The 19,370-nt window shown below is 58.7% G+C and carries 23 protein-coding genes; 6 read left to right on the top strand and 17 right to left on the bottom strand.

Annotated elements, in window-relative coordinates; all coding sequences use genetic code 11:
* Positions 1-2,064 (top strand): excinuclease ABC subunit UvrA (gene uvrA / locus AC33YF_RS08815; protein ID WP_491776835.1); only part of this gene is annotated, 2,064 nt, incomplete at its 5' end.
* A gap of 94 nt (positions 2,065-2,158) precedes the next feature.
* Here the strand turns inward: uvrA and AC33YF_RS08810 are convergent.
* Positions 2,159-4,084: an amidohydrolase gene (locus tag AC33YF_RS08810; protein WP_491776834.1), complete on the bottom strand. Its 1,926-nt coding sequence runs from the start codon at positions 4,082-4,084 to the stop codon at positions 2,159-2,161.
* 242 nt (positions 4,085-4,326) lie between these two features.
* Here AC33YF_RS08810 and AC33YF_RS08805 point away from each other — a divergent pair, with 242 nt between their 5' ends.
* Positions 4,327-5,223, top strand: coding sequence for a radical SAM protein (locus AC33YF_RS08805; protein WP_491776833.1), 897 nt, complete (start codon positions 4,327-4,329; stop codon positions 5,221-5,223).
* A gap of 103 nt (positions 5,224-5,326) precedes the next feature.
* On the opposite strand, the gene AC33YF_RS08800 is transcribed toward AC33YF_RS08805, so the two are convergent.
* A complete protein-coding gene (locus AC33YF_RS08800; protein ID WP_491776832.1) occupies positions 5,327-6,103 on the bottom strand; it encodes an N-acyl homoserine lactonase family protein in 777 nt (258 codons plus the stop codon).
* 187 nt (positions 6,104-6,290) lie between these two features.
* Here AC33YF_RS08800 and AC33YF_RS08795 point away from each other — a divergent pair, with 187 nt between their 5' ends.
* Positions 6,291-6,491 carry a hypothetical protein gene (locus tag AC33YF_RS08795; RefSeq protein WP_491776831.1) on the top strand — a complete coding sequence of 67 codons (201 nt, stop codon included), beginning with the start codon at positions 6,291-6,293 and terminating at the stop codon, positions 6,489-6,491.
* A 37-nt stretch (positions 6,492-6,528) separates the two neighbouring features.
* Here AC33YF_RS08795 and AC33YF_RS08790 read toward each other — a convergent pair whose 3' ends face one another.
* Positions 6,529-7,113, bottom strand: a complete 585-nt coding sequence (locus AC33YF_RS08790; RefSeq protein ID WP_491776830.1) for a hypothetical protein — start codon at positions 7,111-7,113, stop codon at positions 6,529-6,531.
* Between the two features lie 30 nt (positions 7,114-7,143).
* Positions 7,144-7,728 carry a L,D-transpeptidase gene (locus AC33YF_RS08785; protein WP_491776829.1) on the bottom strand — a complete coding sequence of 195 codons (585 nt, stop codon included), beginning with the start codon at positions 7,726-7,728 and terminating at the stop codon, positions 7,144-7,146.
* Positions 7,729-7,916: 188 nt separating this feature from the next.
* Here AC33YF_RS08785 and AC33YF_RS08780 point away from each other — a divergent pair, with 188 nt between their 5' ends.
* On the top strand, positions 7,917-8,594 hold the full coding sequence (locus tag AC33YF_RS08780; protein WP_491776828.1) for a DsbA family oxidoreductase: 678 nt from the start codon (positions 7,917-7,919) through the stop codon (positions 8,592-8,594).
* A 166-nt stretch (positions 8,595-8,760) separates the two neighbouring features.
* Here AC33YF_RS08780 and AC33YF_RS08775 read toward each other — a convergent pair whose 3' ends face one another.
* From AC33YF_RS08775 to AC33YF_RS08725, 11 genes are all read right to left on the bottom strand, one after another.
* Entirely contained in the window at positions 8,761-9,084 is a 324-nt protein-coding gene (locus AC33YF_RS08775) for an HdeA/HdeB family chaperone (protein ID WP_491776827.1), read from the bottom strand.
* Between the two features lie 18 nt (positions 9,085-9,102).
* Positions 9,103-10,497 carry a mechanosensitive ion channel family protein gene (locus AC33YF_RS08770; protein WP_491776826.1) on the bottom strand — a complete coding sequence of 465 codons (1,395 nt, stop codon included), beginning with the start codon at positions 10,495-10,497 and terminating at the stop codon, positions 9,103-9,105.
* A gap of 112 nt (positions 10,498-10,609) precedes the next feature.
* Positions 10,610-12,025 carry a magnesium transporter gene (gene mgtE, locus AC33YF_RS08765; RefSeq protein WP_491776825.1) on the bottom strand — a complete coding sequence of 472 codons (1,416 nt, stop codon included), beginning with the start codon at positions 12,023-12,025 and terminating at the stop codon, positions 10,610-10,612.
* Between the two features lie 203 nt (positions 12,026-12,228).
* Complete coding sequence (locus AC33YF_RS08760) at positions 12,229-12,492, bottom strand: hypothetical protein (protein ID WP_491776824.1); 264 nt, start codon at positions 12,490-12,492, stop codon at positions 12,229-12,231.
* Between the two features lie 98 nt (positions 12,493-12,590).
* Positions 12,591-12,851 carry a hypothetical protein gene (locus AC33YF_RS08755; RefSeq protein WP_491776823.1) on the bottom strand — a complete coding sequence of 87 codons (261 nt, stop codon included), beginning with the start codon at positions 12,849-12,851 and terminating at the stop codon, positions 12,591-12,593.
* A gap of 228 nt (positions 12,852-13,079) precedes the next feature.
* Positions 13,080-13,259 (bottom strand): hypothetical protein, encoded by a 180-nt coding sequence (locus tag AC33YF_RS08750; protein ID WP_491776822.1) that lies wholly within the window; start codon positions 13,257-13,259, stop codon positions 13,080-13,082.
* A gap of 107 nt (positions 13,260-13,366) precedes the next feature.
* Positions 13,367-14,086 carry a cell wall hydrolase gene (locus AC33YF_RS08745; protein ID WP_491776821.1) on the bottom strand — a complete coding sequence of 240 codons (720 nt, stop codon included), beginning with the start codon at positions 14,084-14,086 and terminating at the stop codon, positions 13,367-13,369.
* Positions 14,087-14,356: 270 nt separating this feature from the next.
* Positions 14,357-14,620 (bottom strand): GlsB/YeaQ/YmgE family stress response membrane protein, encoded by a 264-nt coding sequence (locus AC33YF_RS08740; RefSeq protein WP_491776820.1) that lies wholly within the window; start codon positions 14,618-14,620, stop codon positions 14,357-14,359.
* A 130-nt stretch (positions 14,621-14,750) separates the two neighbouring features.
* Positions 14,751-15,212 (bottom strand): Gmad2 immunoglobulin-like domain-containing protein, encoded by a 462-nt coding sequence (locus AC33YF_RS08735; protein WP_491776819.1) that lies wholly within the window; start codon positions 15,210-15,212, stop codon positions 14,751-14,753.
* A 171-nt stretch (positions 15,213-15,383) separates the two neighbouring features.
* On the bottom strand, positions 15,384-15,872 hold the full coding sequence (locus tag AC33YF_RS08730; protein ID WP_491776818.1) for a YpsA SLOG family protein: 489 nt from the start codon (positions 15,870-15,872) through the stop codon (positions 15,384-15,386).
* A 25-nt stretch (positions 15,873-15,897) separates the two neighbouring features.
* Entirely contained in the window at positions 15,898-16,674 is a 777-nt protein-coding gene (locus AC33YF_RS08725) for an aspartyl/asparaginyl beta-hydroxylase domain-containing protein (RefSeq protein WP_491776817.1), read from the bottom strand.
* A 245-nt stretch (positions 16,675-16,919) separates the two neighbouring features.
* Between AC33YF_RS08725 and AC33YF_RS08720 the strand changes: the two genes are divergently transcribed.
* A complete protein-coding gene (locus AC33YF_RS08720; protein ID WP_491776816.1) occupies positions 16,920-17,348 on the top strand; it encodes a hypothetical protein in 429 nt (142 codons plus the stop codon).
* Here the strand turns inward: AC33YF_RS08720 and AC33YF_RS08715 are convergent.
* On the bottom strand, positions 17,345-17,962 hold the full coding sequence (locus AC33YF_RS08715) for a glutathione S-transferase family protein (protein WP_491776815.1): 618 nt from the start codon (positions 17,960-17,962) through the stop codon (positions 17,345-17,347). The genes AC33YF_RS08720 and AC33YF_RS08715 overlap by 4 nt on opposite strands.
* A 78-nt stretch (positions 17,963-18,040) precedes the next feature.
* Between AC33YF_RS08715 and AC33YF_RS08710 the strand changes: the two genes are divergently transcribed.
* Positions 18,041-18,916 carry a potassium channel family protein gene (locus AC33YF_RS08710; RefSeq protein ID WP_491776814.1) on the top strand — a complete coding sequence of 292 codons (876 nt, stop codon included), beginning with the start codon at positions 18,041-18,043 and terminating at the stop codon, positions 18,914-18,916.
* 12 nt (positions 18,917-18,928) lie between these two features.
* On the opposite strand, the gene AC33YF_RS08705 is transcribed toward AC33YF_RS08710, so the two are convergent.
* Positions 18,929-19,370: S1 domain-containing protein (locus AC33YF_RS08705; protein WP_491776813.1), on the bottom strand; the 442-nt coding region annotated here is incomplete at its 5' end.

Below are 19,370 nucleotides of genomic sequence, written 5' to 3'. Positions count from 1 at the left end.
GTGGTGCCCAACGATGCGCTCTCGCTCAATCGCGGCGCCATCGCGCCCTGGACGCGCACCTCCGCCACCTCGCCCTATTACCAGCAAACCCTGGAAGCGGTCGCGAAGCACTACAAGCAACCGATGACGAAGCCGTGGAAAGATCTTCCCGAGGACTTCCGCGAGATCGTGCTCTACGGCTCCATCGACGACATCACCTTCGTCTACGACGACGGCGTGCGGCGCTACCGAACCGAGAAGCCGTTCGAAGGCGTAATCACCAATATCGAACGGCGCTGGCGCGAGACCGAATCCAACTGGGTGCGCGAGGAACTGGAGCGCTATCAGTCCGACCAGCCATGCGAGGCGTGCGACGGGTATCGCCTAAAGCCGCAAGCGCTCGCGGTGAAGATCGCCGGGCTCCATATCGGCGAAGTCACCGACATGTCGATTAGGGAGGCGAAGGACTGGTTCGACACGCTCCCCGATCAGCTCACGGACAAGCAGAACGAAATTGCCGAGCGCATCCTCAAAGAGATCCGTGAACGGTTGATTTTCCTCAACGATGTGGGTCTCGAATATCTGACTCTCGCACGTGCGTCCGGCACTTTGTCAGGCGGCGAGAGCCAGCGCATCCGCCTCGCTAGCCAGATCGGCTCCGGCCTGACCGGCGTGCTCTACGTGCTGGACGAGCCGTCCATCGGCCTGCATCAGCGCGACAACGCTCGCTTGCTCGACACGCTCAAGCATCTGCGCGATCTCGGCAACTCCGTGGTCGTGGTGGAGCATGACGAAGACGCGATCCTGGAAAGCGACCACGTGGTGGATATGGGCCCTGGCGCCGGCGCTCATGGCGGGCAAGTGGTGGCCGAAGGCACGCCGAAGCAGATTATGCAGTCCCCGGACAGTCTCACCGGGCAATATCTCGTCGGGATGAAGCAGATCCCGCTCCCCAAAGAGCGCAGAAAGCCCCGGCGCGGCAAGACGCTGACGGTCAAAGGCGCGCGGAGCAACAATCTCAAAGACATCGACGTGTCGATCCCGCTTGGCTTGTTCACCTGCGTCACGGGCGTCTCTGGCGGAGGCAAGTCCACCTTCCTCATCGAGACGCTCTACCGCGCCGTGGCCCGCAAGCTGAACAATGCGCGCGAGCTGCCCGGCGACTACGACGAGATCGTCGGCCTCGAACATCTCGACAAAGTCATCGATATCGACCAAAGCCCCATCGGCCGCACGCCCCGCTCCAACCCGGCCACCTATACTGGCGCCTTCACGCCCATCCGCGAATGGTTCGCTGAGCTGCCCGAGGCAAAGACGCGCGGCTATAAGCCGGGCCGCTTCTCCTTCAATGTGAAAGGCGGGCGCTGCGAAGCCTGCCAGGGCGACGGCGTCATCAAGATCGAAATGCACTTCCTGCCCGACATCTACGTCACCTGCGATGTCTGCAAGGGCAAGCGCTACGACCGCGAGACCCTGGAGATCAAATTCAAGGGCAAGTCCATCGCCGACGTGCTGGACATGACCGTGGACGAGGCCGCCGAACTGTTCAAGGCGGTGCCGAGCGTGCGCGACAAGCTGCTCACCCTCGCCCGGGTCGGGCTCGGCTATATCCATGTGGGCCAACAGGCAACGACGCTCTCCGGCGGCGAGGCGCAGCGCATCAAGCTCTCCAAAGAGCTGTCCAAGCGCGCGACAGGACGTACACTGTATATTCTGGACGAGCCCACCACGGGCCTGCATTTCCACGACGTGGCGAAGCTTCTCGACGTGCTGCATGAGCTGGTCGATCAGGGCAACACGGTCATCGTCATCGAGCACAATCTCGAAGTGATCAAAACCGCCGACCACATTATCGACCTCGGCCCCGAAGGCGGCGACGGCGGCGGCCATGTGGTCGCAACCGGCACGCCAGAAGAAGTCGCCGCCGTCAAAGGCAGCTATACGGGGCAATATCTGAAGCAGTTGCTGGGGCGCCGAGGTTCCGCTGGTGGGTCAAACTCTAGCGCCGCGAACGCCCCGGCAAAGAAGGCTGCAAAGTCATCGGCTAAAGGCTTGCCCCGGAAGAAGCTGGTGGCTGGGGAGTGAGTCGCTAGCAACCTTCTAATCTTAGTTGTATTGTCCGCAACATGGACCCTGTCGCTGGCGCGCCAGTTGAGGGCCTGCTTTTTCGCCCTATCGCCTACCGGCTATTTGAGGGCGGCTCGTCCGCCTCCAAGCCCGCCGTGATTATGTCGCCAAGCGCGGCGGCGACGCAGGCGCGCGAATGTGGTGCGCGGGCAAGAGCCGACGGCGATAGCCCCATGCGCGCGCGGCCGCCCGTATCGCGGTTGAGCGCCAGCGTTCTCAAGAAACGGGCGAACGGCTCGGCGGCTTCCCGCCCAGGGCCGTATTGGAGCCGTCCCTTCCGCACTTCGGCCTGATAGATCGAGGTGCCCTCTTTGATGGTCTCGAGGACTTTGAGGTCGGCCAGCGTTTCGGGATCTACGGCGGTCGGGTCGCCCGACAGGATGACGAAGTCCGCGAGCTTGCCGACCTCGAGCGAGCCTTTGAGGCCCTCCTCGAAGTGCTGCCAGGCCGGCCAGATCGTCATGGCCTTGAGCGCCGTTATGACGTCCACGCGCTGGCTCGGGCCCAGAATGTCGCCCGATCGCGTGCGCCGCGTAACCGTGGCGGAAAGGATGCGCATGCTGTCCGGAAACGCCACCGGTGCATCGTGGTGCGAGCCGAACATCATGTCGCGCTGCCGGAGCCAACCGGTCGGCGAGATATTCTCCGCGTTCACCGGGCCGACCGTGTGATCGCGATGCCAGTCGCCCCAGTAGAAGGTGTGCATGGGAAACAACGACGGAAAGACGCCGAGCCGCTTAAGGCTGTCGACTTGGTCCTCGCGCAGGAATTGGCCGTGGATCAAGACGGGGCGGTTGCCCGGGTCACCATATTCGCTCTGCGCCACACTGATGGCGGCGATCAGCATGTCCGATGCGCCCTCGCCATTGGCGTGGGTGATGATCTGTATCCCGTTTTCAAAGCACCAGTTGACGGCGTCCCGGACCTGCTCTGCCGTAATGGCCGCGTAGCCGCGATAGCCCGGCGGGTAGTTGCCGACAGGATCGTAGTACGGACGATCTCTAAGTGCGGTGAAGCCCTGCGGCGAGCCGTCGATCGTCAGCTTGCAACCGCCGACACGAACGCGGCCCGTATACGCTTTCGAGACATTGTCCTTGATGTAGTCCTTGGCCTCCAGCACATCGGGATAGGCGACCACATCGACCGGGAGGCCGTTCTCAGCGTCGACGGCCTTCAGCGTCTCGACGATACCGGCGGAAGACCGGCCGTCTTGTGCGGTCGTGTAGCCGTAGCTGGCCCATAATTCCGCGCCGGCTCGCGCAAAGGCTGCCGTGGCTTTCGGCCCAAGATCGGACAGGAGCGGTACGAGCACGTTGAAGAAGGCGTACTCTTCGAGAACCCCGTTAGGCTCGCCGTCGGCGCCGCGTTGGATCACGCCACCGTCCGGGTTTCTGGTCGAGGCGTCGATGCCGGCCTTTTCGAGCGCCTTGGAATTCGCAACGCCCAGATGTCCGGACTGATGAACGATCACGATGGGCAAGTCTTCAGAGACCTGGTCGAGCTCTTCACGGGTTGGATGGCGCAGCTCGGCCAATTGCGCGTTGTCGTATCCGAAGCCGATAATCATGCCAGCCTTCTCGACCGCCTCGGCGTTCGCCTTAGCCCATTCGGTCAGGGTCGCCTGGAGGCTGGCAATGTCCGTGACCTCGCCATCGGGCGGCGCGAGCAAGTTGGCCGACAGCGCCTGCAAACCGCCGAATACAACGTGACCGTGGCTATCCACGAAGCCCGGCAGCATGGTGCGGCCACCAAGGTCGACTAGCTTGGTCGTATCGCCTTTGTACCTTTCGACATCGGTAAGTGCTCCGACAGCGATAATGCGTCCATCCTTGACCGCCACCGCTTCTGCGGTTGGTGCAGCATCATTGATCGTCAGGATCGGGCCGCCCGAGTAAATCGTGTCGGCAATTTCCTGGGCCATGGCCAGGTTCGGAAGAACCAACAGAGCTAGAACGGCCAATCTGAACGCGCTTCTCAATGTCTTCTCCTGCTTGATCAAATCTACCTTGGCACCGGGAAACCGGGTGTCAGTCAACATAAAGTTCAATCGGCGATGGTGCCATCCCCCATGGGGACGCTTGGCGCTAATGGTCCGTACGCTGGAGCGTGTCCAGCATGCGCAAAAGAACTGTCTGGCGAAATGTCTCGATTGCCGCGTATGGTGCCATAATCTTTGTCTTGGCCGCGCCACCCGCTCACGGAAAGTCCGTCGCTCTTAAGATGACCGCACTCCCCATCCGCTATGTCGAACCCGTCTACCGCCCGCCGAGCGAAGCGCAGTCGCTGATCCTGCCTGTCACGGACGGCTGTTCCTGGAACCGTTGCACGTTCTGCGAAATGTACACCGACCCGCAGAAGCGGTTCCGTCCCCGTAGCGAGGAGGAGGTGCTAGGGAATATTCGGACTTGCGCCGAACAAATGGGTGCCGGTGTCGAGCGCATCTTCCTGGCCGATGGCGATGCGTTGACGCTTTCGACCCGTCGCCTGGTGAGCGTCCTTGAAGCGATCCGCAAGGATCTGCCCAGCGTCCGGCGGGTGTCGAGCTATTGCCTGCCGCGCAATTTGCGCAAGAAGTCGGTGGCGGAGCTTCGGGAGCTGGCAGAGCTTGGTCTGTCGCTCGTCTATGTGGGGGCGGAGTCGGGCGACGACGAAGTGCTGGCGCGGGTCAACAAGGGGGAGACCTTCGAGACCACACGAGAGGCGCTCGACAAGTTGCAGCAGGCGGGGATCAAACGCTCGGTTATGATCCTCAACGGGCTCGGCGGCGCGGCGCTGTCGCGTCAGCATGCGGCAAACTCGGCGGCGCTGATGAACGCCGCGCAACCTGAGTTTCTCGCCACGCTCGTTGTGAGCTTCCCGCAAGGTGAGGCGCGCTTTCGCGAAAATTTCCCGGACTTTGAGCCGCTCAGCGTGCTGGGTTTGATGCAGGAAATGGAGCAGCTCCTGTCCCAATTGGAACTGAAACGGACCGTCTTCCGCAGCGACCACGCCTCGAACTGGCTGATCCTGAGAGGGACTTTGAACGCGGATAAGCCACGGCTGCTGCAAGAATTGCGCGCGGCCATCAACGCTCCTGATGCGGCCCCCTTGAGGCCTGCCTGGGCGCGCGGCCTCTAGAGCCGAAGCGTCTCAACGCTCCCCGCTCGTCACGGCCGGGATCATTTTCCGTTGGACGGGCGGGGCCTCGTGCGGCCGGGGCTTCGCCCGAGAGTGGCATTCTCTACGTGTAGAAATCGGGTGCGAGCCTTTGTGTTTGAATGAGATAGGGGTCGTGGCCGACGAAGAGCGTCGCGTTGAGGTCTCGTCTTAGACCATTGATCCGACGGATGCTCTCAAGCGCCTTTACATCGTCCGACGCTTCACCGGGAAGGATCTCTTCATCGAAGTTCTGAAGCCAGTCGCCCACATCGCCAACGAGCACCGCTGTGCCCGTTTCGGGCAGCGTCACGAGCGCGGATTGGTGCCCTGGCGTATGACCGTGCGTCGCCACGAGCTTTAGCCCCGGCATGATCTCGTGGTCCCCGTCGACCCAACACCAGTCGATATCGGGGTCATCAAAATCGTGTCTCAAAACACCGAGATGCGGTGGATCGGCAAACGCGTAATCACGCTCCGCCTCCTGCATCCAGACTTTCGCCCGCGGAAAGTGCTTCAGGTTGCCGGTGTGATCGAAATGCGCATGACTCAGAATCACATGGCGGATGTCTGCGGGCGCTGCACCAATCTGCCCCAGCTGGTCCAGCATCTCATGTTGCGGCCACACCACAGGTGTCTCCCAGCCATGGGCCTCGAAGTGCTTTTCGCGCTCTTCAGCGTCGCGCAGCAGACTTGGATCAAAGCCGGTATCGAAAATGACCAGACCTTCCCTCGTCTCCAAGAGATAGGCGGAGATGGGTACGCTCATCACGAACCGGTCCCCGCCCCCGCGCAGGCAGAGACTAAAGGGTACAATTTCATACCCGCAAAGCAGCACGAAGAGCTTTTGGACCGAAGTCATGGAGGCTAACCGCTCTATCTCGAAAACTTGTGTACCGCTGGAAGCTCGCCTCAAATGAGTTGCGACCTTTTCAGACGCAGCAGGGTAACGGAACCGCATCAAAGAGGCATTATTGATCCAGAGCAAAGTCACGCAGGGGCGTCGGCTTGTTAGACTGGGCCAATTCTATCAGCCCTAAGGAGAAACGATGAGCATTGAAGATCTGAGCCTAGAGGAAGTGGAACGGCGTATTCAAATCGTCGAGGATAATCTCCGTGAGCTAATGGAGCAGGCTGCCGCTTTTTCCGGCGCCGCAGACGAAGAACGCAATGCAAACCGCATCGCCGACCAACAAGAGAAACTGGACGCGCTCATGGCGCGTCGAGCGGAATTGTTGGAACAGGCCTAGCCCTCGAAGGGGCTGCGGCCCGCAGCCTTCTTCTGCCCTATTTTGGGACCGCATCACCTGCGGCGCGACAATTCTCAGGGATGTCATGACCGCCGGCCTTAAAGTTCTCGCAGGTGAGGAACAGATCGTGATGCGTACCAAGCGCATACCCTGCTGTCCCCATCACCGCCAATATACCGAGTAGTGCCCCAATCAGTTTCGGATGGGTCAAACGGTCGATGTCGGGAACGACCGCGAGAATGATCACATAAAGTAGGTAGGGAAACGTCACTAACGCGCTCACCAACGTTAGGATCCACAGCGCCCAAGTGGCCGGGCTGTCGGGCTGATAACTGTCTACATCGACAAGAGCGGCAAGTACGAGCCAGCACGTCGGCAGCGCCAACAGGAAACGCCCTTGCCAAGGCAGTTTCAGAAGTGGCGTCTCCAGCCGTGGGATAAAGAAGCTCGCAAGAAGCGCTGCCGTCGCCGCAATCCAGATGTAGAGGATATGCGTGAAGAAGATGCGGCCGAACACACCGAACCAAAATGTTGCATTGGCGACCGTCGCCGAAAGAGCAATGGCCGAAATCACAAAGACCTTCGCCTCGGCCTTACTGATTGGCTGCGCGCTGTTTCGCATAGCGCTGGCCCCGGTCAAACGATCGGGTCGTCAGCGCGGCCGCCGCCGAAACAGCCCGCCAAACGGACCACGACGTTGACGCACTTGAGTGCCGCGACCCGACTGGCTCCCACTGAGTGCTCTGGCTGTACCGGGCGCCGAAGTGGGCGCCCAATTCCCCGCCGGGTCTGCCCCTGCCACAACCACTTTCGCCGTAGCGACGCCTCGGGTTTCAACAAGGTTGAACAGTGTCTCAGCATTCCTAAGCGAGAGTCGTACGCAACCGCGAGAGCGCGGCGTTCCCATACCGGGATTATTGGAGCCGTGAATGGCGTGACCTCGCGATGTGAAGAAGATGGAATGAGGCATGCCCGCTCCATCCCACTCCACGGAGTAGTGCATTTTCTCCAAGCGGAAGGCCGTGTAACTGCCGATTGGCGTGGAGTAACCGGTCGCACCCGTCGAGACGGGCCAGCGATAGCGCATCTCGCCGTCCACAGAAACTGTCATGGTCTGGGTCGGCTTATCCACTTTTATGACGATCGAAGCAAACGCCGAGCCCGTCAGCACACTGAAGACACAGGCGAACAGCGCGCCCCTGAGCAAAAGGTCACGGACACACATTATCCGTTTCATCACGCCTCCCTGCATGGAACTCCCTCCCGCAAACGGCTAACTGCCCAAATACATCATAGCACAGCTTGATCCGAACACACCGCGCACAATCTCGTCATTCACCCGATCTCAGATGGGGCGGCTTTGCCCTGGCGCAAGGTTTGATGTCATGTAACAGATCTTACTTCTCGAAAGTGTACGAGGGGCTAATGTCAAAGGTTCAGATCGACTACTACTCCGACGTGCTTTGTATTTGGGCCTATGTTGCCGAGCGCCGGCTGGAGGAACTGGCAACTCAGTTCGATAGCCAGATCGAGATCATTCCGCGGTATTGTTCCGTGTTTGCAGACGCCTGGGGCAAGATCGAGAGCCGAGGCGGTTTTGAACTCTTCAATGAACACGTGAGAGACGTCGCCGCGCGATTCGACCACGTAATCGTTAGCGACCAAGTCTGGCTCCGTGGGCGCCCTCGGACTTCGGCAAGCTCCCACCAGTTCTTAAAGGCGGTCGAACTCGTGGAGCGATCTGAGAGCGCGACGTTGCCGCCATATCTCAACAGACTTTCAACGCGTGCTGCACGCGACATACGTCATGCTTTCTTTGCTGAAGCCAAGGACATCGGCACCTGGGGCGTACAGCGAGACATCGCGACGCGACTTGGAATCGATGTTCGGCAGATAGAGCAAAAGCTTCGCTCGTCGGAGGCCCTGGCTGCGCTCGTCATCGACTATGGACACGCGGCTGACAACGGCATTGCAGGCAGCCCGACATTTTTGATGAACGAAGGCCGACAGAAACTCTTCGGCAACGTGGGCTATCGCCTCCTCGAAGCCAACGTACAGGAACTTCTGCGTCGACCTAAAGACGACGAAGCAAGTTGGTGCTAAATACCCTTACTTTAGTGCCCGCCTCCGCCGGCGAAGCCTATGCCGGCTACCGGTGCGATCTGTATCAGCACGATACCGTTTGTGCTTCCGCACCCCCGTCTGCTTCCGATACCAAGGTGGCGCCGGCCCTAAGAGACGTCTCTCAGATCACCCGCACTGAAACGGGCTACTCCCCCATTAAAGTCTCGACAGCAGTCAGCAAATTCGTATCAGGGTTTTGCAGGCAATAGTCGCGCAGCTTCTTGACGTTGGCTTTGAGCTTCTCGACTTCGACAAGGGTATTGTTCTCCTTGCCACTGTAGTAGCCATGAAGCCAAACAGCGATCGTATCGGGATCGGAAACCTTGAACAGAGCGAACTGGTCGCACGTGATCTTACCGACATCGATTGTAACCTGCGCGATGGCAGCGGTGGGTAGAGGCACAGTCAGAGCCAAGGCGACGGCTAGCGTTCTGACACAGGTTGCAAAGGACTTGGGACGCTTATGCATGGGGAAGACTCCTAGTTACTATTTGCCGTCGTCGCGACCTTCGTCACCTTTAGATATCGATGTCTTACCGGAGGAAGGCGCCTTCTTGATGGCCGGAGGTGGCGTCACCTTGGTGGGATCGGCAGGAATAAAGTGAACATCCTGTTGCGGATACGGGATCGAGATACCCACGGAATCGAATAGCTCTTTGACGTAACGCATCAGATCCCAATAGACGGTCCAGTAGTCGGACGTTTTGACCCAGGGACGGCAAATGAGGTTCACCGAGCTGTCAGCGAGTTCGTTCACGCGAATAACCGGCGCAGGGTCCTTCAAGACCAACGGATGCGCCTCAACCGCCTGCTCCAGCACCTTGAGCGCCTCAGGAATTGAATCGTCGTAGCTAATACCAAAGACAAGATCCACGCGGCGCGTATCACTTGCCGTGACGTTGGTGATCACATTGCCCCAGACATTCTTGTTCGGAATAACGATGACTTGGTTGTCAGGCGTCGTAACTGTCGTTGCGACAATGTTGGTGCTCTTTACCGTCCCGGCAACACCACCCACGTCCACGTAGTCCCCCACATCGAATGGCCGATAGATCATGATCATTAGGCCCGCCGCCAGATTGCTGAGTGAATCCTGCATAGCAAACGCGGCGATGATAGAGGCGCCGCCGAACAGTGCAAAGAGCGGTGTAACGTCCACGCCCAGTCCGGAAAGCACCAGCATCAACCCAACGGCCAGAACGATCCAGTAGACGATGCCAACGATGAAGGCTTGAAGCAGGTCGGAGATATTCGGCACATGACCTATCCAACGCCGGACGATCTTCCGGACCATTCGCGCAACAAACAACAACGCTAGGAATGAGACGAGGACGATCCCGACATTCTTGGCCAATGCGATCCCGCCGTCCTCACTCGAGAGCCAGTCCATGGCCCAGGACATGAGCGTCTGCGCGTCCGCTTTGCGCGTCTCCTCCAAGAAAATGGCATCCTGGTAGTCGCGATAGACCTTGATCTCCTTTGTATCGCCGCCCTTCTTTTCCCAGGCATTGACGACCGAGGCATACCGATCGAAAAGCTCGTTTCGCTCGGCGTAAAGCTTGGTGAGTTTCTCCCGCTGCGCGTCTGCGGTCGCGCCGCTAGCCTTCGACACGGCAATTTGCGTGTCAACGACTTCCTCGGTCTTGCTCTGTACAATGTCGAGCCATTTTCCGGCGAGAGCTTTGAGCTGATCGACGGTCAGCGGCACCGTAAGGAGTTCGAGATCCTCAAGCGTCACCTGAGGGTCAGTAAGCTGACTAGGAAAAAGGACTTCCGCTTCAGCCGGTGGCGCAGCGGCGTCCTGCGCAAATGACGGTTGCGGCGAAATGCACAATGCAAAACTGCCTAGAAAAAGCAGCCAGAGAAATACCCAACGCGCCATTATGGTCCCCAGATCTCGTTCAAACAGCCAACCCTTACTAGCCCTTTCCGCTCGACTGTAAAGACCCCTTACGGTCGATTCGTAGAAGTTGCGCATATTGTCCTGAGCTCGTTCAGAAATAGAACGCGCTTGCCATGAGGAAGTAAACCAGAACGCCGACAACGTCATTGCTTGTCGTGATGAAGACTCCAGTCGCCGCCGCAGGATCGATCCCAAGTCGATCTAGCGCCAGCGGCACAAAAGATCCGACTATTGCGGCAATCGTTGTGACGGTCAGCAGGGACATCGACGTCGCCAATGCGAGACTTGTGGGGTCTTCCACCTCGAAGATGAGCGAGCCCGCAAAGATGAGGCTCGCGAGGATCGCGCCGGCTATCGCGCCGTTCAAGATCGCCCCTAGAAGCTCCCGGCCAAACCGGTAGATCAGTCGGTCTCCCGGCCAGTTCGAACCCATTGCCAAAGCCTGAACCGAAACGACTGATGCCTGAAGACCTGCGTTTCCCGCCATCGACATGACAACGGGGATAAAGGCCGCCAAGATCGCTGCCTTCTCAAGCTCTTCCTCAAACGATCCGATAATCAGCGCAGCTATCGTTGCGCCGCCCAAACCGGCGAGCAGCCATGGGAGCCGATTGCGGACGATCTTGGGAACAGAATCTGTGGGTCGTGCGTCTTCGTTGACCCCGCCCAGCTTGAGCATGTCTTCCGCGGCTTCCTCCGCGATGACACGCTGCAGCATTTTCGTCGTGATTTGCCCGACAAGCTTTCCGTCGTTGTCCACGACTGGCAGACTCTTGAACTCCGCGCCGCTTGCCGCGAGGGCAGCCTCTTCTTGGTCCGTGCTTGAGGAAACAACAGGAAAATCACGCGACATTATTTTGGAGAGTGGTGTGTCGGGCGGCACAAGCAGCAACGCGCGGGGCTTAAAGGCGCCAATCGGACGATTTACCGCGTCGATCACAAATACCGTATCGACCGATCCGATCATGTCGGACGCCCCTTGAAGTGCCGCGACTGCCTCTGCGGCAGTGCGCTCGGGCGCCAGCGCGACGTGGCGTCGCTGCATAATCTCGCCAGCGCTCTCCTTGCTGAACTTGCGGGATGCCTGGATCGGTTCGATTGACTTGAGATCCGGACCAAGACGGTCTTGGACATCATCAGGCAAGTCTTGAAACGTCTCGAACGCTTTCTCGGGTGGCATCCGCAGGATCAAGTCTCGAAGGCGTTCTACCGTTTCGTCTCGTGTGATGGCGGCTCGATACTGTGGTCGCAGCTCCGAAAGAACCCGTGAAGAGATTTGGTCGGGCAGGATATCGAGCAACCGGCGTGCCGCCTTGAATGGCAGCTTCACCAACAGTTCCATGATGTCCTCTGGCGCCCAGCCCTGGAGGATCTTTCTGACTGCCTTCTTGTCCTTCGCTCTGATGAGTTGCCGAAGCGCCTCGATCACGGCGTTGTTCGCTCCATGAGCAGTGCCCTTGCCTTCAGGGACCCATTTCATATCTGCTGGGAATTCGAACTCGGCCATGGTTTACCTCGGGATAGCCCGGCAGACGGGCGCGATAGGGAACAACATTCTGGAGGCACACGACCCTTTGTCTGCTGCGAGACCCGATACCAGCCGCTTGGCGAAGCCGTTCGTCAGTCTCGGAACAACGCAAAGTCCGTGATGAATTGAAAGCTATAGCGATACGGCGCCCTGTTGGGGCGCCGTACCAGCCGCTGCAGCAGCTATTTTGCCGTCATGTTGCGAATGAGACCGGCAATGAGCGTCATAGCGATTCCGCCAACACCACCACCGAGAATGTCTCCGATCCACCCCTCGATCATAGGGCCGGCAACACTGCCGATCAGCTGACCCAGGACGCCCCCACCGACGGCGCCAGCAATGGCATTCCCAATAGGTCCCAGAGAATAGTTCTTCGCGGCCGAACCCACGGCGCTGCCACCGACAGCACCAGAGACGGCCTGAACCAATAGCCCGGCAAGATCCATGGATCGTCCCTCCCATTTTGCGCGTTGCGAGCCAAAGCGCAGTCTAGATCGCCCCGAGGGCCTTCGTCACTGGTCTCATTGTGACAGTTAGACGTCGGTTACTCGATCTTGCTGAAGATGCGGACAAGCAAATAGGCCAGCAGGGAAAATCCCAGTACAGCGCCGATGGCGCCCAATACCGCCACGCCAAGCGGTAGGCGGTCCGCGTCCGCAATACCGAGAAACTCGAAGCCCTGAACCGCAAAGACGGCAACGAAACCCAGCCCGACGACAAAGACCGTGAAACCCACGAGCCTGGCAAAGCGGCGCACTTGCCTTCGGCGCTCCAGGCGGCTGCTGAACATGGCTCGGCGTGTCATGGCTCGTATCGTATCGATCCAAAATCCAGCGATAGTTCCGGGAGGCGGTATCCAGAATCGACGTTGGCGCAGCGCCTATGGCGCGTTGTGGTAGCCGCTCACGGCGACGCCAGCAAGCGCTCTCGATCCAGAATGCGTTTGAAACCGGCGTTGACAGCGGTCAGCGCGGCCGAAGGCTATGTCGTTAACGTGTGAAGCGTTCCGTTCGCAGACCCGCACGTTGTGGCGCTATCGAGCGGAATCGTCACGCTCGGGCCGGCACTCGCCGAAAGCTGGCGTGTCACCGTAAGTCAGACAGTCTGCCCGAGCGGTCTCCGCCGGCGCCAACGTCATGGGCAAAGCAGGCCCCTGTTCTGTGACACAGCCGGCAAGGGCTAGAGGCGCAAGTGCGATAAACAGCCAACGCATGGTCATCTCCCACATAAGCCAGATGAAGATGCTTATGCCTTAGAGATATGCTGAGGCTGAGGATTTGCAAGAGGACGACCGCGTGGGCCGCCCCGCCGTCCGTTGGGTTAAACGCTCGGATCTGAATAGAAAATGTGTCGCCCAATACGCGCTGTGAGCTCGAAGTGTTTGGCCCAGTGCGGAAGGACATAATCCGCGTGGTAGTGCGTTGCAGACTCGAGCGATGCGAGAACCTGGTAATCGCTCCCACTAGGCTTGCTCTCGGTGTTGGCCAACAGCCAAGAGGCAAAACCTCGCACGCTAAACCATGCGTCCGCGTTGCGAATGCTGTCGTCCTTGCCATCGCACGCAAAGGAAAATTGGCAACGGTTGTGGAGATGACTGTTCTGGTAAACGACATCACAAACCGTGTCGGGATACTGCTTGCTCGCAACGCGGTTCAGGATTACCCGTCCGACGGCCAGCTGGCCGCGCCACGGCTCGCCGCGCGCCTCAAAATAAATGCCTTCGGCCAAGCACCGCAGATCGCGCGCCTGTTCTGCATTCAGTCGGCGGTCTGATCCAACGCCCTGTGCGGCCACCTCTAGCGCTGCCGACAATACGCCGCTCGCCGCTTTACCGGCTTCCACAGCACTCGTCTGGCTTGCTGGCTCAATCTGCTCAGCAACGACGGCCGCTGCCTTCGCTAGACCCGCACCTGCATTGTGCGCTGCACCCGAATAATTAATATCGTTGGCCACGTCACCAGCGTGAGCGGGCATGGCTAACCCAAACAATACGAAGACAAACAAACTAACTCTGATGCTGAACGGCATCCGGATCCTCATGTATACATCTCACAGATATTTAAACTAAGCGGAAGAAACCGCTCAGGCGGGCGCTTTTGCTCGATAATTCTGACGACGGGAGGTTCAGGTTGTGACGAAAACGTGTTCTCTTGGTAACAAGATGCGGCAAAATGTTTCATTTCGCCGGGCATGTTGCAATGCAGCAACGATCGTAACCAAGCGAGCACGCAACCTTTACGGCAGAACGCCGCTCCACGGATCAGTGGAACGGCGTTCAAAACCGCTAACACGTTGAAAAATGGTGATTCTTTAAGAAAACAGCTTCTTTAGCAGCTTCACGACGACCAAGAGAATAACAGCTCCAATGAAGGCCGCGATAATTGACCCGAGAATGCCCCCGCCCACGGCGAGGACGATGCCGATCTTAGGAAGCAGAAATCCGGTTACGAGGGCGCCCAGGATACCAACGACGATATCGCCGAGAAGGCCAAATCCGGTTCCTTGAACTAAAAGGCCGGCTAGCCAACCGGCAATGGCGCCGACGATCAGTATGACTATGAGCACTTCCAGCATGGTTCCCCCCTTTCCTGAAGAATCATGTTCGTGCGGACGTCACAACTTACCACGGCGCCGTCTTCTTAAGACGCCACGCGATGTCTTTCCACGAAGTTCTGGAGCGGCCGGCTTCTCTGCGAAGGCGACGCTAGGGCTTGAGGATGATGGGTATCACTGTCCGCCCCGGCGGAAACCCCTCTCCGTCCGATGCATCCTCCTCAAAGACCTCCAAATGCCCGACCTGCTGAACGTTAACCGTGTAGGGAATGACGAAACTGAAGGCTCCGGGCCCGTCAACACCGCCGCCGGACGTGTTTCCGCTGGCAAGCACCGAGCCGTCCCGGGCCAAGAGCCTCCACTGCACATTGCTCTCGAAGGTCCGGGAACAACCAGTGACATCGAACCCGCTTTCTACCCGCTCTCCCGGCTTGGGGCTCGTTGCTATAACAAAGGCCGCGTCGTTGAACGCGCCATCTTCGTTTGAGCAATTGTCTATTTCGTCGCCTCCGACAAGGCTCCCCATTGCAGCAACAGGTGCCGCGGCAAGAAGAGCCAGGCCCGCGCCCAGGAGCCCAGTGGCGAACAAACTCCGCATCGCATTGTACGTCATTGCATCCTCCTCCGATCTTCACTCTCCACACTCCCATAATAAGCCGCGCCAGCATACGGCCCTTGCCTCGATATGGACACAATTCGCCAGCGGCCTCCGGGTTCCCCCCCTTGGCGAGGCGGACACCCATAGAAGCCGCTCAGATCCCAATGACTGGCTGAATGTGTTCGGCTAGCTGCCTGCCGCCTGTGCCGATAGAGCGGATCGGAGGACTATGAGGGCGGCTCCTTGCAGCCCCGGCGACTCGCTCTCCCGCGGACCAGCGATACAAACGGGCAGGTTGTCGAAGGGCTTCAAGAACCGCCGCACATGTATCTCCGCCTCGTGGTCCACAACACTCACTATTGCAACGGGCTTGCCTAGCCCTTCCGCGTGCTGGACAGCTCGCCGGGTCCCCTTTGAAACATCGATGCCTCCTTGGCCGACAAGCACCAGCAGCGCCTCAGAGTCCCGCACATTCCAATCGGTGCGCTGCGATGGCTGCCTAGAGGGTGTTTCGCGCAATCCAGGATAGAGCGCCAAGATGCCAGGCGGCTCGGGCATGTCCTCTGCCCAACCCCCTTTCGGGCACCATCCGCCATACGGCACCGCCGTCGCCGTCGCTGCTTCCAAAGCGGCACGGTCGGCTCCGGTTTGTCCTCCGGAGATCACGGTTAGCACGGCCGAAGTTCCCCAGACTTGCGTACTACGCGGCTTCCGAATGAGGTGTCGGCGGCTCTGCGCTCTTCGCGCCCGGGCGCAGCATTTTCCAGTTTTTGTAGAACATGGCATTGGCGCGTTCGACAAGAACGGACACACCGGCAATAAGTTTGCTGAGCAGCTCGGGATAGGCGGTGGGGCGCACAATATCCATGAACACGACGAAGCGCCGCGCGTCGTAGTCATTAACTGATCGGTGGATCAGCGTGTCGTCGAAGATGTACAGCGGATCATCGCGCCAGAAGTGCTTTTCCCAGCCGCATTGAATATAGACCTTGTCCGTATCCACAGGGGTGAGGTTGAACAAAACACGCAGCGTCATACGCAGCGGCCCGTAATGGAATGAGGTGGATTCCTTGCCTGAGAACACCGAGACGGCAATCGTCTTGACGTATTTATAGTCCCGCTTCAGCCCCTCAACAGCGTGCTCTTTGCGCTTGCCGTACCACTCGTAAACATACATTCCCCGGCGACCGTCCTCGAATGTTTCGTCGATCTCCGCGACAATTGCGTCTTTCTGATTGCGGAAGATATCGAGGACCGAGTTGACCTCTTCGCGCCACTCCGGCGGAAGATCATCGAGCTTGTAGACGCCCTTGTTCCGATAGCAGAACAAATCCACCAACAGATTCAGGGGCGAGAGTAGCCAGGTCGTGATGCCGTTACCCATGAAATACTTGCGGAACACCATTGCGTCGCGGCGCTTATTCCGCATGACGTCAATCAAGCCGCAGCCCAGATAGAAGATCGTCAGCAAGGGCACCAAGATGAGGCCAAGCAAAAGCACGGCCCCAGCGATACCAAACCGCCTGATCGCCTTCTTTGTCGCGCGCTCCATTGAAAAAAGACCTCGTCGATGACAGCCGTCCGATACGGCCCCTGAAATAAGCCAATCCTATGACGGTGTCCAAGAGGCAAATCGGCGCTGGACCTCTCTCGCCGTGCGCAATCGCTCCCTTGCAGCTATGCTTGATAGGATGCTGTTGCGCCTTCTTTTGAGGGATCGAGATGTCGCTGAGATTGTTGCTAGCAGGCTTCGCAGCCGGGTTCTTGGCCACGCTCATTTTCCACCAAGGGCTCTGGTATGTTTTCAACAACGTCGGCCTGATACCTCTCACCCGCCCGGCCTGGCCAACAGACGCAGTGCCACCGCTAGGGGTGCCCTCGCTGCTATCAAAAGCTTTCTGGGGCGGACTATGGGGCCTGGTGCTCGCGCCGATCCTGGCCCGGCTTAGCGGCACTGGCTACTGGTTCTCCTGGATCTTGGCCGGCGCAATTGCTCTTCCCCTCGTAGCGTTCTTCGTTGTGCCGCCTCTGAAGGGGCTTGAGACGCCATCGTTGTGGCCGCGCTATCTCGTCTCGATGTTGCTGAATGCCACTTGGGGCCTGGGCACGGCCCTACTCCTGCGCCTCTTCAACCTTCGAGGCAGCAGCTAGGAAGAGGCAAGTTCCTCATCAAGTGCGAGCGTTCGTTGCATAGCGGGTCGTTCAAGCAGACGACCGATATAGGCCATGACCTCGGGTCGCTCCGGCAATAGCTTGAATGCAATGCCAAACCGCAGCGTTGAACCAACCACGACATCGGCCGCTGTGAAGCGATCACCCAAGAGATAGGGGCCGCCCGCCAAAGCCTGAGAAACGACGTCCATGACCAGCGCAAGATCGCCATAACCAATCGTGCCGCGATGTGGCGCTTCTTTTCGCGGAAAGGCACTATCCATCATCGCAGGTTCGATACAGCTCGGCCCAAAAAACAGCCACTTCAAGTAGGGTCCGCGCAGCGGATCGCCAATCGGGACATTTAGGCCGCGATCGGGAAACTCATCGGCCAGATAGGTGCAGATTGCAGCTGCTTCGGTGACGACCACATTGCGATGGCGCAGTGCGGGCACCTTTGCCATGGGATTGATTGCTTTGTAGTCCTCTGTGAGGTGCTCTCCTTTTGATAGAACAAGCACTTCAACCTCATAGGGCTCGCCCAGTTCCTCCAGCATCCAGCGCACAAGGGATGAGCGAGACGGCGCGGCATGGTAAAGCGTGAGATCTGTCATTCTGTACTCCAAAGACGCCGGACTGTATGACTGACCGTTGGGGATAGGCACAGGTAACGCGGGGTTCGCTGCAGTCAAATGACATCTGTTCAGACGACACCTACGAAGGCGCCGTCCTCGTCCGATTCCAAGGCAGCCAACGGCGGCGAGCGAACACAACCGGCTCAGGAGGCCGAACCGCAAGACAAGTCGTTCCGAGAACGTTTGCGGCTGCTCTATCACGGCCATAGCCGGGCAGCTCATCGGTTTCGCTACGGGATCCTCGCCTTCGACCTAATCACGGTCGCCTTTATCATCTTCACGTCCTTCAGACCCAATGCACCTTGGATCGAGGTGCTCGACGTCTGCTTTGGCGTCGTCATCCTGATCGAGTTCCTAGCGCGACTTTGGGTAAGTCCGCATCCAGGCCGCGAGTTCGCTCACTTTTCGACTTGGGCAGACATCATTGCCATCTTATCCTTCCTGGCACCGATTGTCGGAGAAGGCCTCGGGTTCCTAAGAATCCTGCGCACGCTCCGTCTACTGCATACCTACCAGCTCATGGCGACGTTGCGCGTGGACTTCCCGTTTTTCCGCCGCAATGAGGAAGCAATCGTGGCTGTCGTGAACCTGATCGTGTTCATGTTCATTACGACCGGTCTCGTATACGAGACACAGCACTACCAGAACCCTGCGATCCGCAATTACGTCGATGCGCTCTACTTTACGGTCGCAACGCTTACGACGACGGGCTTCGGCGATATCACTCTCCACGGCTCATTTGGCCGTCTGGTTGCCGTCGGAATCATGATTTTTGGCGTGACCCTGTTCTTGCGGCTGCTTCAAACGCTTCTGAGGCCACAAAAGGTGCGGTATCCGTGCCCTGGCTGTGGGTTGCAACGGCACGAGGTGGACGCCGTGCACTGTAAAGCGTGCGGAGAAACGCTCAACATTCCAGACGAAGGGCGCTTTTAGCGAGACGGCTATCTAGGCCGTACGTTGCACCTCGTAGCGCCAATGTTCCGCGTGCTGCATGAATGTGGAAAGCACCGCATCAAACGTCGCCATCTCCGCTTCAGTACTGCCACGCGTTGTCTGCACAGTTTCGAAGACACCGCGATAGTCAGAGTAGCCTTGAAGCTCTTCGTGGCGGCGCCACCACAGGTCGCCCATTAGGAAGAAGCGGGTCCAAGAGAATAGACAGTCGGTCCAATCTTCCAGATAGGACTTCAATCGAAGGTTGGGACATGACAGAACCGTTGCTCCGTCTGTTCCAGAGATCTTTACAAGACGGCCATCGATGAAGTGGTGTTCGGGGGACTCGATAAAGACAAAACTCATGCGGTCGTTTTCTGGGTAGAGACCACGCGGATCAAATAGCTGAAAGTCGATGCCGCGCAGGCGCACCTCATCAAGAAGGACGAGGGAT

This window comes from Methyloceanibacter sp. (genome assembly GCF_058506495.1).
The sequence above is the reverse complement of the archived record's forward strand: the minus strand, read 5'-3'. Positions and strand labels throughout refer to the sequence as shown.

What these genes read in the sequence shown, in the direction of transcription:
- AC33YF_RS08805 (WP_491776833.1), top strand. Translation starts at nt 4,327, where the DNA reads ATGACCGCACTCCCCATCCGCTATGTCGAACCCGTCTACCGCCCGCCG.
- AC33YF_RS08800 (WP_491776832.1), bottom strand. Translation starts at nt 6,103, where the DNA reads ATGACTTCGGTCCAAAAGCTCTTCGTGCTGCTTTGCGGGTATGAAATT.
- AC33YF_RS08795 (WP_491776831.1), top strand. Translation starts at nt 6,291, where the DNA reads ATGAGCATTGAAGATCTGAGCCTAGAGGAAGTGGAACGGCGTATTCAA.
- AC33YF_RS08790 (WP_491776830.1), bottom strand. Translation starts at nt 7,113, where the DNA reads ATGCGAAACAGCGCGCAGCCAATCAGTAAGGCCGAGGCGAAGGTCTTT.
- AC33YF_RS08785 (WP_491776829.1), bottom strand. Translation starts at nt 7,728, where the DNA reads ATGAAACGGATAATGTGTGTCCGTGACCTTTTGCTCAGGGGCGCGCTG.
- AC33YF_RS08780 (WP_491776828.1), top strand. Translation starts at nt 7,917, where the DNA reads ATGTCAAAGGTTCAGATCGACTACTACTCCGACGTGCTTTGTATTTGG.
- AC33YF_RS08775 (WP_491776827.1), bottom strand. Translation starts at nt 9,084, where the DNA reads ATGCATAAGCGTCCCAAGTCCTTTGCAACCTGTGTCAGAACGCTAGCC.
- AC33YF_RS08770 (WP_491776826.1), bottom strand. Translation starts at nt 10,497, where the DNA reads ATGGCGCGTTGGGTATTTCTCTGGCTGCTTTTTCTAGGCAGTTTTGCA.
- mgtE (WP_491776825.1), bottom strand. Translation starts at nt 12,025, where the DNA reads ATGGCCGAGTTCGAATTCCCAGCAGATATGAAATGGGTCCCTGAAGGC.
- AC33YF_RS08760 (WP_491776824.1), bottom strand. Translation starts at nt 12,492, where the DNA reads ATGGATCTTGCCGGGCTATTGGTTCAGGCCGTCTCTGGTGCTGTCGGT.
- AC33YF_RS08755 (WP_491776823.1), bottom strand. Translation starts at nt 12,851, where the DNA reads ATGACACGCCGAGCCATGTTCAGCAGCCGCCTGGAGCGCCGAAGGCAA.
- AC33YF_RS08750 (WP_491776822.1), bottom strand. Translation starts at nt 13,259, where the DNA reads ATGCGTTGGCTGTTTATCGCACTTGCGCCTCTAGCCCTTGCCGGCTGT.
- AC33YF_RS08745 (WP_491776821.1), bottom strand. Translation starts at nt 14,086, where the DNA reads ATGAGGATCCGGATGCCGTTCAGCATCAGAGTTAGTTTGTTTGTCTTC.
- AC33YF_RS08740 (WP_491776820.1), bottom strand. Translation starts at nt 14,620, where the DNA reads ATGCTGGAAGTGCTCATAGTCATACTGATCGTCGGCGCCATTGCCGGT.
- AC33YF_RS08735 (WP_491776819.1), bottom strand. Translation starts at nt 15,212, where the DNA reads ATGACGTACAATGCGATGCGGAGTTTGTTCGCCACTGGGCTCCTGGGC.
- AC33YF_RS08720 (WP_491776816.1), top strand. Translation starts at nt 16,920, where the DNA reads ATGTCGCTGAGATTGTTGCTAGCAGGCTTCGCAGCCGGGTTCTTGGCC.
- AC33YF_RS08715 (WP_491776815.1), bottom strand. Translation starts at nt 17,962, where the DNA reads ATGACAGATCTCACGCTTTACCATGCCGCGCCGTCTCGCTCATCCCTT.
- AC33YF_RS08710 (WP_491776814.1), top strand. Translation starts at nt 18,041, where the DNA reads ATGACATCTGTTCAGACGACACCTACGAAGGCGCCGTCCTCGTCCGAT.